12 protein-coding genes are annotated in these 16,884 nt (G+C 30.0%); 8 read left to right on the top strand and 4 right to left on the bottom strand.

All coding sequences use genetic code 11. The features are described from left to right. Positions 1–78: 78 nt before the first annotated feature. From ACJDTP_RS23630 to ACJDTP_RS23620, 3 genes are read right to left on the bottom strand one after another with little or no spacing between them, the layout of a single operon-like run. Positions 79–864: an SGNH/GDSL hydrolase family protein gene (locus ACJDTP_RS23630; protein ID WP_023975921.1), complete on the bottom strand. Its 786-nt coding sequence runs from the start codon at positions 862–864 to the stop codon at positions 79–81. 15 nt (positions 865–879) lie between these two features. Then, positions 880–1,884, bottom strand: coding sequence for an ABC transporter permease (locus ACJDTP_RS23625; protein WP_039770763.1), 1,005 nt, complete (start codon positions 1,882–1,884; stop codon positions 880–882). Between the two features lie 13 nt (positions 1,885–1,897). Further along, on the bottom strand, positions 1,898–2,812 hold the full coding sequence (locus ACJDTP_RS23620; protein WP_023975919.1) for an ABC transporter ATP-binding protein: 915 nt from the start codon (positions 2,810–2,812) through the stop codon (positions 1,898–1,900). A gap of 476 nt (positions 2,813–3,288) precedes the next feature. Here ACJDTP_RS23620 and ACJDTP_RS23615 point away from each other — a divergent pair, with 476 nt between their 5' ends. The 8 genes from ACJDTP_RS23615 (at position 3,289) to ACJDTP_RS23580 (ending at position 15,856) form a co-directional block, all read left to right on the top strand. Beyond that, positions 3,289–4,650 carry a 6-phospho-beta-glucosidase gene (locus ACJDTP_RS23615; protein ID WP_023975918.1) on the top strand — a complete coding sequence of 454 codons (1,362 nt, stop codon included), beginning with the start codon at positions 3,289–3,291 and terminating at the stop codon, positions 4,648–4,650. A gap of 90 nt (positions 4,651–4,740) precedes the next feature. Continuing rightward, positions 4,741–6,201 (top strand): glycoside hydrolase family 1 protein, encoded by a 1,461-nt coding sequence (locus tag ACJDTP_RS23610; protein ID WP_039770761.1) that lies wholly within the window; start codon positions 4,741–4,743, stop codon positions 6,199–6,201. A gap of 893 nt (positions 6,202–7,094) precedes the next feature. Continuing rightward, positions 7,095–8,000 (top strand): metal ABC transporter solute-binding protein, Zn/Mn family, encoded by a 906-nt coding sequence (locus ACJDTP_RS23605; protein WP_023975915.1) that lies wholly within the window; start codon positions 7,095–7,097, stop codon positions 7,998–8,000. Between the two features lie 322 nt (positions 8,001–8,322). After that, complete coding sequence (locus ACJDTP_RS23600) at positions 8,323–9,369, top strand: GTP-binding protein (RefSeq protein WP_039770758.1); 1,047 nt, start codon at positions 8,323–8,325, stop codon at positions 9,367–9,369. Between the two features lie 488 nt (positions 9,370–9,857). Next, positions 9,858–11,684: an LTA synthase family protein gene (locus ACJDTP_RS23595; RefSeq protein WP_023975913.1), complete on the top strand. Its 1,827-nt coding sequence runs from the start codon at positions 9,858–9,860 to the stop codon at positions 11,682–11,684. Positions 11,685–11,824: 140 nt separating this feature from the next. Then, on the top strand, positions 11,825–13,147 hold the full coding sequence (locus tag ACJDTP_RS23590; RefSeq protein ID WP_039770755.1) for a transglycosylase SLT domain-containing protein: 1,323 nt from the start codon (positions 11,825–11,827) through the stop codon (positions 13,145–13,147). Positions 13,148–13,213: 66 nt separating this feature from the next. Beyond that, on the top strand, positions 13,214–14,740 hold the full coding sequence (locus tag ACJDTP_RS23585; RefSeq protein WP_023975911.1) for a GH25 family lysozyme: 1,527 nt from the start codon (positions 13,214–13,216) through the stop codon (positions 14,738–14,740). Positions 14,741–14,914: 174 nt separating this feature from the next. Continuing rightward, complete coding sequence (locus ACJDTP_RS23580) at positions 14,915–15,856, top strand: polysaccharide deacetylase family protein (protein ID WP_023975910.1); 942 nt, start codon at positions 14,915–14,917, stop codon at positions 15,854–15,856. A gap of 201 nt (positions 15,857–16,057) precedes the next feature. On the opposite strand, the gene ACJDTP_RS23575 is transcribed toward ACJDTP_RS23580, so the two are convergent. Beyond that, positions 16,058–16,846, bottom strand: coding sequence for a TIGR03943 family putative permease subunit (locus ACJDTP_RS23575; protein WP_023975909.1), 789 nt, complete (start codon positions 16,844–16,846; stop codon positions 16,058–16,060). Positions 16,847–16,884 lie beyond the last annotated feature (38 nt).

Raw genomic sequence — 16,884 nt, 5'->3', positions numbered from 1 at the left:
TTGTTTTGTTCATTTTATATTAATGGATATTTTTCACAATAAATTATTTTGGGAATTTCATTTTGCAACATATATATATTATTTATAATTTTTTAAAGATTCAATTATTCTGCCAGAAATAGCTTGATAACCGGTGCTATTTGGATGAAAATTATCAGCAGCTAGATAATCTTGTAAGTTGTATTTAAAAAGATCATATGTTGGAATAAAAATCGCATTTGAATCTAATGATAAAAGCTGCTGACTTTGATAATTCCATTCATTTAATATGCTTACCTTATCAGATGTAAGATCTTTTCCGAATGGGTTATACAAGCCAATGAAAACTACCATAGATGATTGATTATTGGCTCTTATTATATTAAAAATAGATTTTAGATTAGCTAAATAGGTATCTTGAATATCTTTTATCTTAGTAGTGGATGAGCTTATATCTGTATTTTTAAGTTTACTTATTTCATTGCCACCTATAGATATAAATATCATGTTTGATCCTTTAATGTCAGCTAAGGTCTGTGACTCTTGAACTACATTTAAAAGCCCATTAGATACATCTCCGTTTATGGCAAGATTATTTATTTTAATCTCCTTTGAAACTTTAGTTTTCCAGTATTCTGAAAAATAGCCTGAAAAGCCAAGTCCTTTTTCATCTCCAGTTCCTTTAGCAAGGGAGTCACCAAGAACTAGTATGTTGTAATAATTTTGATCTAATTCTTCACTTTTAGATTGTTCAGACTCCTTATCTGATATCTCTTTAGGAGGGCGAGAACTTATTGATAATGCTGATATAAATCCCATAACTAAGGTTATGGTAGAAACTATGGATAGCAATAAAATAAATTTCCATTTTATATTTTTAAACATTTTAAATCCCTCCTTTTAAACTAATACATCTTGTTTTAAAAATACAACAAGACTAACAATAAAGGCACCTATGGCCCAAGCTAGAAGTACTAAAGTGCTAAAACTTAACGACATTCCACTTATTGGAGTATATGATCCTGTAAGATACTGAGGTAAGTTTAGATTGATGGCAAAAAAGTACTTTATTGAAGGCCAATCATTTAGAAATAACCTAAGAAAGCCTCCTCCAACCAATGTAGCCATCATTATACCTATGGAAGTAGCTGTATTTCTTACTAAAACTGAAATCATAAATGAAATTGTACCGATAACAATTGATACAAACCATCCAAGAGAGTATACGAGGATTAAATATTGCAATTCGGTTACTTTGATTACATTTGAAACATCTAATGTTCCGGAAGCAGAGCTAAAACCTGTAGCGACAGGCTCATTAAACCCCCAATTATTAAAAAATAAACCTGAAATTAAAATTGAAAATAGAGCCATCTCTAGAATTACTATAGAAAACATGATTAGAAGTGCTATATATTTACTAAGTAATATCTTCCATCGAGGAACAGCTCTTGTTAGCAGTACTTTTATAGTTTTAGCAGAAAATTCTCCACATACGCTATCTCCAGCCAATAGAATTATTAGTAAAGGTAGTAATACAGATATAGACTGTTCCATTAGCTTAACTGAAAATTTTGCAGCACTTGGAGTAATTGGATTTATGTTGTTATCTAAATAATACTGGTTTTGATGAATTTGAATATTAATTGAGGGCTTACTTTCGTCAGGGGTATCAGGTCTATTAAGCCTATTTTTTAGGTCCTGGATTTGTTGCTTTTGTAATGACTGCCAAGGGATATCGCCACTTTGAGTAGTTGTCTTTAAATACTTATTCAAAGTGTTTTGATATTGATAATTTTGGCCATATGCAAAAAGTGAAACTAAAATTAGTATTATAGCACTAATAAGTAGAAGTTTACGCTTATATAATATTTTATTAACTTCATTTTTAACTAATACTAGCAATATATACACCTCCTTAACTAACAATAGAGTTACTTTCTGTAAGTGATAAAAACAGATCCTCCAAAGTTTTCTGATTTATACTTACGAACTTTATGGCTATTCCTTCTTCGATAAACGAAGAATTAATTTTTTCAATTTTTGATACATCAACTTTTGCTATTATATTATTGTTTATTAGTGAACTATCAGTATTCCACTTATCTTTTAATATTTTAATTCCCTTTGAATTATCACTTAGAACAAAGGAAACTTCTTTATCACTTATAAGTTCAGAGACTGAAGCGTATTTTAGTAAAGTACCACTTTTTATTATTGCAACAGTATCACACATTAATTCAACCTCAGATATCAAATGGCTAGAAACGAGAACAGCAATATTTTCTTTTTTAGCAAGATCTTTAATAATATGTCTAAACTCATTTATTCCTGAAGGATCAAGTCCATTTGTAGGCTCATCTAATATAAGAAGCTTTGGCTTATGAATAAGAGCTTGCGCAAGTCCTAACCTTTGCTTCATTCCCAAAGAATAAGTAGACACTTTCTCATTTATTCTATTCTGCATTCCTACAAGTTCAATTACTCTCGTTATATCTTCATTAGTAACGTTTTTATTCATAGAAGCAAGCATCTTCAAATTTTCTAAGCCACTTAAATAATTATACATATCGGGACCCTCTATAATACATCCAACTTTAGACATAGCCTTAACATAATCTTTAGTAATTGAATAGCCATCGATTAAAATTTTTCCACTAGTAGGGGAAGAAAGGCCGACAATCATTCTTAAAGTGGTCGACTTTCCAGCACCATTTGGCCCAAGAAAACCCAAAACTTCACCTTCATTAATTGAAAAGGTAATGCCTTTAACAATTTCTTTATTTTTTATAGATTTATGAACATTATCTAATAACAATATTTGCTTTGACATAGTACACCTTCTTTTTATAATTATTTTAAGATTGATTAAAGTATGGAGGATATAGTAATCTATTAAAAATTTGATTCAAATGAGTTTCTTTTGGAAAAGAATTCATGGTGAGAATAAATTCATTATAACTCTTATTATCTATTAATTTTATGTTTTATACTAAGTATTACTGAAATTTGTTTAGGTATAATATTCCCATTATTTTGCTTATTGATTCCTAGTAAGTAGTTAGACTAGCTATATTATGAAACAAACTGTTTTATAAAAAAACAAATAACTAAATAGTAGCATGTGTCACTAAATCCGAAAAAATAAGGTATTTTATTTTGGGGTGTGATATCTTTTGGGTAAAGGATTACTTATATGTATTTTATAAAAAAGTAGCTCTTGTATTTTATATCCAAGTAATTTTCAGATTAGGAAAATATCTTAAATTAAAAATTTGCCTGAGGCGAGATTAAGGGAGGAAATAAGTAATGAAAAAAGAAAAAATCAAAATAGTTACTATTGGTGGAGGATCAAGTTACACTCCTGAATTAATTGAAGGTTTTATAAAAAGGAAAGATGAATTGCCTATTAAAGAAATATGGCTTGTAGATATTGAAGATGGAAAAGAGAAGTTAGAAATAGTTGGAGCAATGGCTCAAAGAATGGTTAAGGCAGCAGGGCTGGATTGGAAAGTTAATTTAACTTTAGATAGGAGAGAGGCCCTTAAGGATGCGGATTTTGTGTCAACTCAATTTAGAGTAGGACTTTTAGATGCAAGAATAAAGGATGAAAGAATTCCTTTAAGCCATGGAATAATTGGACAAGAGACTAACGGTGCTGGTGGTATGTTTAAAGCATTTAGAACAATTCCAGTAATATTAGACATAATAGATGACATGAGAGAGTTATGCCCTAATGCATGGCTTGTTAACTTCACAAATCCATCAGGAATGGTGACTGAAGCAGCTATAAAATATGGCGGATGGGACAGAACTGTTGGACTATGTAATGTTCCAATCAACTGTATAGAAGATGATGCAAAGATGCTTGGAGTTCCTTCAAGTGAATTATTCTTTAAGTTTGCTGGATTAAATCATTTCCATTGGCATAGAGTATGGGATAAGGAAGGTAATGAAAAAACTGCAGAAGTAATTGAAAAATTGTACAATCCATTATTAGCAGAAGAAAAGAAAGATGCAGGAGTTGCCAACATTAAAGATATCAAGTTTAACTATGAGCAGATTAAAGACTTGGGAATATTACCTTGTCCGTATCATAGATATTACTATATTACAGATGATATGTTGATGGAAGAACTTGAAAGTTACTCAAAAGGTGAAACTAGAGCAGAGGTTGTAAAAAGGACAGAGGCAGAATTGTTTGAATTATATAAAGATCCAAAGCTTGACTATAAACCAGAACAATTGACTAAGAGAGGTGGAACTCACTACAGCGATGCTGCCTGTGAATTAATTGCTTCAATCTACAATGACAAGAGAACAACTATGGTAGTTAGCACAAAGAATAATGGCGCATTAGAGGATCTTCCATATGACTCTATAGTAGAAGTTTCAAGTACAATCACGTCTCATGGACCAGAACCGATTAATTTTGGAAAGTTTGACCCAGCGCCAAGAGGTATGGTTCAAATAATGAAGGGAATGGAAGAAACAACAATTTCAGCAGCAGTTACAGGAAACTACAACAAAGCTCTTCATGCATTTACAATAAATCCATTAGTTCCAAGTGGACAAATTGCTAAAAATTTATTAGATGAAATGTTACTTGCACATAAAAAACACTTACCACAATTTGCTGAAAGAATAGAAAAACTAGAGAAAAATAAGTAGTAAACTTTGCAAAATCAGAAGAACAAAGAATGTTTAATAATAAATTTCAAGGATTGCTAAATGATTTCTTTGAAGAAAGTGGGGATAAAAATGTTAAATAATAAATTTCAAGGATTACCAAAGGATTTTTTATGGGGGGGAGCAACCGCTGCAAACCAATTTGAAGGTGGATATAGAGAAGGTGGAAAAGGTCTTAGCACATCAGACGTTATGACAGGTGGTACGCATACTATGCCAAGAAGAATAACTCCAGAATTAGAAGAAGGAACGTATTATCCAAGTCATGAAGCTATAGATTTTTATCATCACTATAAAGAAGACATTAAATTGTTTGCTGAGATGGGGTTTAAGACCTTTAGAATGTCAATAAATTGGACTAGAATTTTTCCAAATGGTGATGAGTTAGAACCAAATGAAGAAGGACTAAAATTCTATGATGATGTTTTTGCAGAATTAACAAAACACAACATTGAGCCATTAGTTACAATATCTCACTATGAAACACCTTTTGGTTTAACTAAAAAGTATAACGGGTGGGCAAGTAGAGAAGTTATTGATTGTTATGTTAGATATTGCAACACAATATTTAACAGATATAAGGACGTTGTAAAATATTGGCTCACATTCAACGAAATAAATTGTTTAACAATGCCATTTGGTACATTTATGGGTGGCGGAATTTTATTGGATAAAGGTGGTGAACTTGAATTTAATAAAGAGATTGATGATAGTAGACAAATAAGATTTCAAGCTCTTCATCACCAATTCATTGCAAGCGCAAAAGCTGTTAAACTGGCGCACCAAATTAATAAAGATTTCAAGGTAGGATGTATGATTGCATATATGACAACATATCCTTATACATGTAATCCGGAAGATGTACTTTTAGCTCAGGAAAGAGATAATTTGAATAATTTTTTATGTTCTGATGTTCAAGTAAGAGGAGCTTATCCTGGTTTTGCAAAGAGATTTTTTAGAGAGAATAATATAGAAATAAAGATGGAAGAAAATGATGAGCAAATTCTAAAGGAAGGTTGTGTAGATTTCTATACATTTAGTTATTATATGTCAAACTGTTCAAGCACAGATCCAGAATTAGAAAGAACATCTGGAAATATACTTGGAGGTGTAAAGAATCCATATCTTAAAGCAAGTGATTGGGGATGGCAAATTGACCCTAAAGGATTAAGATGGACATTAAATAATATTTATAATAGATATCAAATTCCTTTAATGGTTGTGGAAAATGGTTTAGGTGCTGTGGATAAAGTTGAAGAAGATGGATCAATTAATGATGGATATAGAATTGACTATTTAAAGGCACATATTGAAGAGATGAAGGAAGCTGTTAATGATGGAGTTGAATTAATAGGATATACTCCTTGGGGATGTATTGATTTAGTTAGTGCATCAACTGGAGAAATGAAAAAAAGATATGGATTTATTTATGTTAATAAAGATAATGATGGAAATGGAGACTTAAGTAGATCAAGAAAAAAGAGTTTTTATTGGTATAAGAAAGTAATAGAAAGCAATGGAGAAGAACTTTAATATAAACTATATTTAAATATAGAACTTACTGAAATGAGTATAATACTTTTATTATGTTTTCTAATGAAACATTTAATAAGAGTATTATGCTCAATTTTTTATATAAAGGATATTACGGTAATTAGAAAGAAAAGTATGAAATTTATCTAATGTTGATTTGAAAGTCATACATTTTTTTATGCAAGGCAAAAGATATTTCGAAGAGATATATTAAGAAACATTTATATCGGGCTGTAAATTTGAATTATTATCTAAATTGATTGGTTAATCAAATATATAATCAATAAATTCTTATATTAACAACTAAAATTTATATAGGGTAAGAATTATATAAATTTTAGTTATATATTTTTAATAAAAATATGTTTATAGATTAGATTATGATTTTTTATATGCTTATTTTTTGACATATTCCATATACTTCTAGTTATTTTATAACTATGCTTTACATTAGTGAGAGATCCACTTTCATATCGTTTCTTGATTTTAAAGTGTTCTTCCATAATATGATTGTTTAGGTTCAGGGATTCAGATAGTATAGATATTTTATTTTTCATATGAAGGCTCCTTGTTGCAATAGATTTGCATTTATAAAAATTATATTCCTCAATGTAGAAAATTTCAAGAATTGTGAATAGTAAGATGCAAATTATTATATATAGAATTTAGTTTTAATTTACTACATAGTATCCTTAAAACTAAGATGTAATGAGATTATATGTATGAATAGCTTTGTGCTAGAAAATGTAGTGTATGGTATTAAGTTTTTAATATATAAACATTTATGAATAATAATAATTTATATTAGGTTTTAGATATTATTGACATATTTAAATGTTAAGAGTAATATTATTAAATGCAAATGCAAATCGTATGCATGTGGAGGTGCAGATATGAAAAAGAAAATTATTTCAGGAATTTTAGCTTTACTAACTGGTGTTATGCTAATAGGTTGCGGAGCTAATACAAAAACTACGACTGAAAATACGAAAGGCACAAAAGATGATAAATTAAAAATTACAGTTTCAATTTATCCATTAAAAGAGTTTACAGAAGAAATAGCTGGAGATAAGGCAGATGTTACTTGCTTAGTTCCAAATAACGTGGAACCCCATGAATATGATCCGAAGGCTCAAGACCTTGAAGGATTAACTAAAAGTGATGCGTTTATCTATAATGGACTTGGAATGGAAAGTTGGATAGATAAGGTTAATGATGTAATTAAAGATAAAAATATACCTGTTGTAGATTCGAGCACAGGTGTAGAATCTAGAAAAGAAGAGGATGCTATTGATCCTCATAGCTGGTTAAGCTTAAAAAATGCAGAAATACAATCTGAAAATATAAAAAATACTCTTGTGAAATTAGATGAGAAGAATAAGGATTATTACGAGGGAAACTACAGCAAATTCAAAGGTGAATTAGAAAGTCTATATGGTGAATACAAACCTAAATTTGAAGCATTAAATAAAAAGAACTTTATAACAGGACATGCTGCTTTTGGATACTTATGTAGAGATTTTGGGTTGACACAAAAATCAGTAGAAAATCTATTTGCTGAAGGTGAACCAACACCAAAACAATTGGAAGATTTGGTTAGCTTTTGTAAAGAAAGTAATATAAAAACTGTTTTTTCAGAATCACTTGCAAGCCCTAAGATTTCAGAAACTTTAGCAAAAGAAGTAGGTGCAAAAGTAGTACCAATATTAACATTAGAATCTAAAGAAGATGATAAGAGCTATTTGGAATCCATGAGATACAATTTAGATGAGATTTATGGATGCTTAAAAGATGAATAGAAGAATTATTTGTTAAGATTATTGAAAAATTAGCTTTTTCAATTAATTAAAATATTATCATAAAAATAGACTTAGCATTGAAATTATTAATGTTTAAAGTCTATTTTTATAACGTGGATAGTTTATTAAGACTTATGAAATTAAATTTATTTCAAGAGAGAGGTTTTCACATTAATGCAGAACTGGTACAACCTATATTGCTATGAAGACTTATAGAAGTATGTAAAGAAGTCGCTGATAAAAATAAACAAGAACAAATGAAGAAAAGTTTAGGTGACTTTGTTTATAGTAAAGAAAATAATTATATGGAGATGAGTTTTATATGACAAAAGTGGATATAATTTCAGGTTTCCTTGGAGCAGGAAAAACAACACTTATCAAGAAGCTTATAAAAGAAGAATTAAAAAAGGAGAAAGTTCTATTAATTGAAAATGAGTTTGGAGAAATAGGAATAGACGGTGGTTTTCTTAAAAATGCAGGGATTGAAATTAAGGAAATGAATTCAGGATGCATATGTTGCTCTTTAGTTGGAGATTTTAAAAGTGTGTTGAAAGATGCTTTAGAAAAATATAAACCAGATCGTATCATAATTGAACCATCTGGGGTAGGCAAGTTATCTGATGTAATAGAAGCAGTTGCAAATATAAAGGAATATGACAATATCTCATTAAATAGTTTTGCAACAGTAGTGGATTCGATTAAGTATAAAACTTATATGGATAATTTTGGAGAATTTTTCAAGAATCAAATTGAAAATGCAAGTGCCATTATTTTGAGCCGTTCACAAAAATTATCAGATGAAAAATTAGATATATGTGTTAAAGAGATAAAAAAGTATAATAATAAAGCTAGTATTATCACTACTCCGTGGGATGAATTAAGTGGAAAACAAATATTAAGCGCAATTGAAGGCAGCAATTCTCTTGAAAAAGAGGTAATGAATAATGAAAATGTAGAGAAACATAGTTGCAATTGTAATCATATGGAGAAGCAAGAGCACAGTGATAAAGTTCATAAATGCCATTGTCATAATCATGAAAAAGATAATAATGAGACTCATGGATGTCATTGTCATCATCATGAACATCATCATGCAGATGAGGTATTTGCAACCTGGGGAATAGAGACTCCTAAAAAATATAAGTACAGTGAATTAGATAATAAATTAAGAAAATTGATACAATCAAAAGAGTATGGGGAGATTTTACGTGCTAAAGGCATTGTTCAAGATGTTGATGGAAAATGGATTGATTTTGACTTGGTTCCAGAGGAATATGAAATTCGTTATGGAAATGTTGATTACACAGGTAGAATATGTGTTATAGGAGTCAACTTAAATAATAATAAATTAGAAAGACTATTTTGCTAAAGATATTTTAATAATTGGGTATTAAGTATTTAAGAAAAGAATGAAGACGTTAGATATACTAATATAGTTTATTTAAATTATAAGTTTTATTTTGGATAAAAGTATGCAATTTTGATGTAGATCAGGAATTTGCACAAGTAGCTTTTATCCTTTTTTTATCTTAACATGTAAATGATTCCGGGTTGATATTATATAGGTTCTAGTGTAATTTATTAATTATAAAGCTATTTAATCGCATTACTTGATATCTTAAGATAAACTTTGATTAATTAAGCTCTTAAGCGTCGATAAATTAAGGAAATTATAAAATATTTGATAATAATAAGTAATTTTAAACTTATGATAATTAGTAGTAATGATTTATAATTTAAGTAAGATTCATATTGACATTAAAATATTGTAATTATCTTTTAATAAAATTATATTGGTAAAAGATAAAGTTTGAGTTATAATGTAGGAAGAAAAATGGATATTAATGGAGAATGAAAATGGAAACAAAAGAAAGAATGAAAAATTTAGTTCGAAGAAATTGGTTATTTATATTTATGGTAGCAATGTTACAAGCTAAATCAACATTGCTATTATCTATGCTAAGGACACAAGATTCATCAAGCATAAGTTTAGGAAGTGCTTATTTTGATAGTCCAGTACTTTGGGTGCATATAGCAATAATAGTATTAGTATGCAGTCCAATATTTCTTTTTAAAGAAAGGGGGAGGCTTGGTGCTGCCTTAATAATAGATATTTTAGTGACAATTCTTTTTGTTGCAGATATCTGGTATTATCGTTCAAATGAAACCTTTTTATCTATAAGACATTTAATGCATACTGAGATATTTAATCCGGAAGGCAAAAGTTTATTTAATTTTAGAATAGTGGATTTAGTATTTATCATTGACTTTGTAATGCTCTTCTTAATACATAAGTTTATTAAAGTTAAAGAAGCGAATGAAAGTCAAGCATATTTTAGGATAGCAAAGACCTTGTATGTATTTATCGCAAGTGCACTTGTTATATGGCTTGGTTATTATACAGTAGATGTCAAGCAAATGGATCAAGGGAAAAATGTATTTAGATTGTCTTGGGCGCCATTTCAGACTTTTGGAGATATGAGCCCACTTGGATATCATGGTTTTGATATTGAGTTCTATAAAAATAAAAATAAAACTTTAACAGATGAAGAGAAAAAAGAAATAGAAAGTTGGTTTAACGATAATAAAGAAGATTTACCTGACAATAGTTACAAGGGAATGTTTAAAGGAAAAAATGTAATTGCACTACAAGTAGAGTCTTTGGAGAACTTTGTCATTAATCAAAAAGTGTATGGACAAGAAATAACACCAAATTTAAATAAGTTATTGTCAAATAGCTTGTATTTTAATAATATACGTGAACAAAATAATTCTGGAACAAGTTCAGATTGTGATTTGATGGTTAATGCATCAGTACTTCCTATAAGAGAAGGTACTACAGTATATTCTTATCCTTGGAGTCAATATAATACACTTCAAAATATTTTAGAAGGTAAAGGATATTCTACAGTTTCTACTCATGCAGAACCACCTGGAAATTGGAATTGGACAGAAATGCATAAAAGCTATGGGGCTGATAAAATATTAGATGTAGGAAAGTTTAATCAGGATGAAATTATAGGTTTGGGACTTTCAGATGAATCATATTTAAAGCAAGTAGCTCAAAAGTTAAAAGATGAAAAACAACCTTATTATGCATTTATGACTACGTTGACAAGTCACGGTCCTTTTGAGATGCCAGAAAATAAAAAATATTTAAACCTACCTAAAGAACTTGATGATAATATGCTAGGAAAGTATTTTCAATCTGTAAGATATACCGATGAAGCTATCGGAAAGTTTATAGCAGAATTAGATAAGGAAGGTTTATTGGATAATACGGTAGTTATGATTTACGGTGATCATTGTGGTGTTCATAAATTTTACGAACAAGATATAGAAAATGCGCCTTTAGAAGGAGATTGGTGGAAGGATAATCAAAGAAAGATTCCTTATATGATTTATTCAAAGAACTTAAAATCAGAAGTTATATCAACAGCTGGTGGTCAAACAGATTTTAAACCGACAATATTATACTTGCTTGGCGAGGATAGAAGTGAATTTGAGAATAATTCAATAGGAAGAGTATTAGTGAATACGAATAGAGATGCTACAATCTTAAATGAAGGTCAAATTGTAGGAAACCCAAAAGATGAAAAAGAAGTAAAGCATCTAAAAGATGAATTCAAAGTTTCGGAAGCCATCATTGAAAAAAATTATTTTAAAAATAATAAGGAACATTAATAAATTATAAAATACATAATTAATACTGATTTTTAATGATAAATTTTAATATGAGATTTAACTTTTTAAAATCAGTATTAGTTATTTAGTCTAATAACATTTTTTATTAAGAATCAGTTAAAAGGAAGTGATGGATTACTTTGAATATTAAAAAGATACTTACAGTTTTGTCAGCATTAATTGCACTAAGCTTCATTCCAACATTAAATGTACAAGCAGATGTTACTGATACAAATATAACATCAAGCATTGGTTGGAAAAACGAAAATGGATCTTGGTATTATTATAAGTCTGACAACACAAAAGCAATTGGATGGATTAAACCGGATAATAATTGGTATCATTTAGATGAAGATAGTGGTAAAATGACAACTGGATGGTTAGAGGATAAAGGAAACTGGTACTATATGGATGATAATGGGGTTATGGTAAAAGGATGGAAACAGTTAGATGGTGACTGGTATCTTTTAACTGATTCGGGTGCTAGAGCAACTGGAATTCAGCAGGATAATTCTAATTTATATTATTTCAAAGATTCAGGGGTTATGGCTACAAATACTGGATGGACTAAGATAAATGATAAATGGTACTATTTTGATAAAGATGGAAAGATACATACTGGATGGGTTGAGAATAATGATAAGTGGTATTACTCAAACGATGATGGAAGTATGGTAACTGGTACTGATAAAATAGGAAATACAACATATGTGTTTAGTGATACTGGTGAGATGGAAACTGGATGGGTTAATGTGAACAATAACTGGTATTATTTCAATACTGATAGAAGTGTTGCGACAGGGTGGATAAATCTTGATGGAGTATGGTATTACCTAAATGATAATGGATCAATGGCAACAGGATGGGTTACATCAAATGGAAGCGACTATTACTATTTAGATCCTACTTCAGGAAAAATGCTAACGGATACTACCATAGATGGATATAAGATTGGATCGGATGGAAAAAGATATAAGCCACTTAATACAATTCCTTTAAGCACTAGCTCGAAGGGGTCAGGTGATACTATGAAAAAAATATATAACTCAGTAAATGATTCGGCAAATAAATATGAACTAGATTCAAAATTGATACTAGCTATAATTAAAGCAGAGTCAGATTTTGATCCAAAAGCAACGTCAAGCTCAGGCGCCACTGGATTGATGCAGATTATGCCTCAGAATTATACATATCTTGGAATGACAGACGGATATGATATAGAGCAAAATATCGATGGAGGGTCAAAATTACTAAAAGAATATCTAAACCAATTTAATGGTGATGTAAAAATAGCAATAGCAGCTTATAATGCTGGACCACAAAATGTAAAAAAAGATGGGGTCTTATCAGATGATGATTTATGTAAGATGTCACAAGGGGTTCAGGATTATGTTAAGAGAGTAATGCAATATTACAAGGATGGAAGCATTGCTATAGATGGAAAGAATCTTATAGAAGCATAAAATTAACTTCGTATTCAATTTAATTATATTTTAGCTAAAAAATAAAAAAGGGAGTGACAGGTTGTTTTGAATATTAAAAAGAGACTCACAGTATTATCTGTATTAATGGTACTAATTTTAATTCCAGGATTAAATGTACAAGCTGCAACTAGTGATACTAATATGACATCAAATATTGGTTGGAAGAATGAGAGTGGAGTTTGGTATTATTATAAGTCAGATAATACAAAAGCGATTGGATGGATTAGACCAGATAATAATTGGTACTATTTAAATGAAGATGACGGTAAAATGAAAACCGGATGGGTAAAAGACAAAGGTAACTGGTATTACATGGATGAAAGTGGAGCTATGGTAAAAGGATGGAAACAGTTAGATGGTGATTGGTATTTCTTAACTGATTCAGGAGCTATGGCAACTGGAATTCAGAATGATGGTTCAAATTTGTACTATTTCAAAGATTCAGGAGTAATGGCAACCAATAGTGGATGGAATAAAATAAATGATAAATGGTATTACTTCGATAAAGGTGGAAAAATCCATATTGGATGGATCAAGAATAATAATAAATGGTACTATTTAAAGACTGATGGAAGTATGGTAACTGGTATTAATAAGATAGACGGTACAACATACAAATTTACTGATAGCGGAGATATGGAAACTGGATGGATTACTATAAACAATAATTGGTATTACTTTAATAATGATGGAAGTATGGCAACAGGATGGGCTTATCTTAATGGAGCGTGGTATTACTTAGATAAAGATACAGGAAAAATGCTTACTAACACTACTAAAGATGGATATAAGATTGGATCTGATGGTAAGAGGTATGAAGATTCAAGTCAGAATACTTCTGGACCAAGTGGCAGCGGAAGTGCGTCAAATCAAAGTTCTACTGGATCAAGTAGTAGTAGTGGAAGCACTTCAGGTCAGAGTCCTTCTGGATCAAGTAGTAGCGGAAGCACTCCAGGTCAAAGTTCTTCTGGTTCAAGTAGTAGTGGGAACACTTTAAGCAAATATTATGGTATAGATATTAGTAATTATGATGGGTACATAGATTTTAATTCAGTAAAATCAAGTGGAGTTCAATTAGTGTATATAAAAGCAACTGAAGGAACAACTTTTATAGATCCGTATTTACAGGCTAATTATAATGGGGCTTCATCAGCTGGATTAAAGGTTGGCTTCTATCACTTCTTAGTTGGGACAAGTGCTCCAGAAACTCAAGCCGATAATTTTTATAATAGCATAAAGGATAAAAGAAACGATTTGAAGCCAATGTTAGATATAGAAGCTACAGGATTTGATATTATGGATTATGCTTTAAGATTTATAGCCGAATTCAAGAAAGTAAGTAATATGGATATAGGTATATACACATATAGTAGCTTTATTAGCAATCTAGACGGCAGATTATCTAACTATCCTTTATGGGAAGCAAATTATAATAATACTCCATTTCAAAACCTGCCAACAAATAAAATATGGTTTTCAAGAGTTGGACATCAATACAGTGAGACAGGATTTGTTAATGGAATAAACCATGATGTTGATTTAGATGAATTTACACAAGGAGTTTTTAAATAATTAGCTATAAATACTCAGTATATATGTTGCAATAGTATACTTAACCTTAAAAGTTCTAATAAGACGAATATTTAATTAAGGTAAATTATAGAATTCAATAGCAACATATACTATGCTGCTATCTAATAAAAAACTATTAAGACACACATAGATAAGACATAAGAGGGATGAAAAATGAAGTATAACAATAGGAATAACCCAAATAAAAACATTAAAGTAGCAAAGATCACAATTCTATTTATTATTATTTCCATATTGGTTATAACAGTAGGTAACATAGTAATGCAAAGATTTTCAAATAATACAAAAACTGTACAAGCACTTGATGGTAACCAGAATGCAAAATCTGAATCAAGTGATAATCAGAGTAAAAGTGAAACGGATAGTGACGAACTTAAATCAGAAAGTAATTCAGAAGTAGAAAACTCAGCATTTGTAGAAAAATATTTAAATCAGCAAATGAAAGGACAAAGGCCTGATGGAGCTGATGGTAAGAAAGTTGTTTATTTGACTTTTGATGATGGGCCATCAGAAACAGTTACCCCTCAGATATTAGATATTCTTAAGAAAGAAGATGTACATGCAACTTTCTTCCTTATAGGAAAATATATAGATAAAGATCAGGCAAGCAAAGATTTAGTAAAAAGGGAGTTTGATGAAGGTAATGCAATAGGTAATCATACTTATTCGCATGATTATAACTACTTATATCCAAATGGAAAAATAAATTTGGAGAATTGTATGTCCGATTTTGAGAAAACAAATCAATCTTTGAAAAATATTTTAGGACAAGATTTTTCAACAAGAGCTGTTAGATTTCCAGGAGGGCAAATGACTTGGGACAAGAAAGATCCGTCAGGAGCAGAAGCTATGGACAAAGCGTTGCATGACAAGGACTATCATCAAATTGATTGGAATTCGTTATCTGGAGATGCAGAAGGTGCTCCTAAAAAAGCAGAACAGTTAAAACAAGAAGTTATAAAAACTGTGGCAAACAGGGAAAAAGCAATAATATTAATGCATGATACGTACGGAAAAGAAGAAACAGCAAAAGCATTGCCAGAAGTTATAGAATATTTAAAGGGACAAGGATATGAATTTAAAATTATAAAATAATTATTAGGCAACTGGACTTGTTGTTTTGGGGATTATGCCTTATATGACTATGCTAATTTTCATTTAATGTTTATATAGCTCTTTATGCTAATAAAACACTAAATGAAAGTGGCATAGTTTATTTTTTTATATAAAGATAATTTTTTAATAGTTATATTTGGCACAGTTTATGACATATTCAATCTAGATAGTTAAGGATTTTTAAAATGGATATAAGTATTCAGTTTTGGGATTAGGATCTTTTTCTATATGTTCGACTACTATAACTGGGTTCACTGCATACTTGACTGTTTCAGTTTTAAGTTTGCCCCTTATTTTTACCCATGTATCCTTACTGTAGATTTCTTGATTATTACTATCACATTTAATTCCTACAACTTGTAAATCAGCTGCACAACACGCCATTACAAATCTACCTATTATGAATTCATTATCGTTAAGGGTTGTGTCTTTATAAACAAATCCTGTTATTTCTATTTCTTGTCCATCATAGTTATTTGCATTCTCTGTAAGTTCATCAAAGGAGTGCAGAAAATTGTTGACATCTACTTCTATAACATTATCTTTAATATATAAATCATCATCATATTTACCCTGCTCAACATTGTTGATCTTTTGGTCTGAGGGATTAGGCTTAGAATTGTCATAAGTTAAATTGGAGCTTAATGATCCGCTAAAATTTGCGCCTATATCATCAGTTTTTATTGAAGAATTTGCACTGGTACTTTGCATGAAAAATACCATAACTAAGGGAATGATGAAGACTACATAATTCCTTAACTTGGTATTCTTCTTTTTGGTTCGACGACTGTCTGTAATTAGAAATAACGCAATTGCAAACATTGCTAGCATTCCTAAAATAGCAAATGGAATAATTCTTGGATGGACATACATTATTATTTCATTATTCTTAATTATCTTAAAGTAAAATATCCCGAAACATAGCAATATCAGTATTTTAATAACTATATCTGAACTAATTCTTTTCATATGCTACCCCTTTCAATTAATTTATCTATAATAGCCAT

It is taken from the genome of Candidatus Clostridium helianthi, from assembly GCF_045310795.1.
Classification (GTDB): Bacteria; Bacillota; Clostridia; order Clostridiales; family Clostridiaceae; genus Clostridium; species Clostridium helianthi.
The sequence above is the reverse complement of the archived record's forward strand: the minus strand, read 5'-3'. Positions and strand labels throughout refer to the sequence as shown.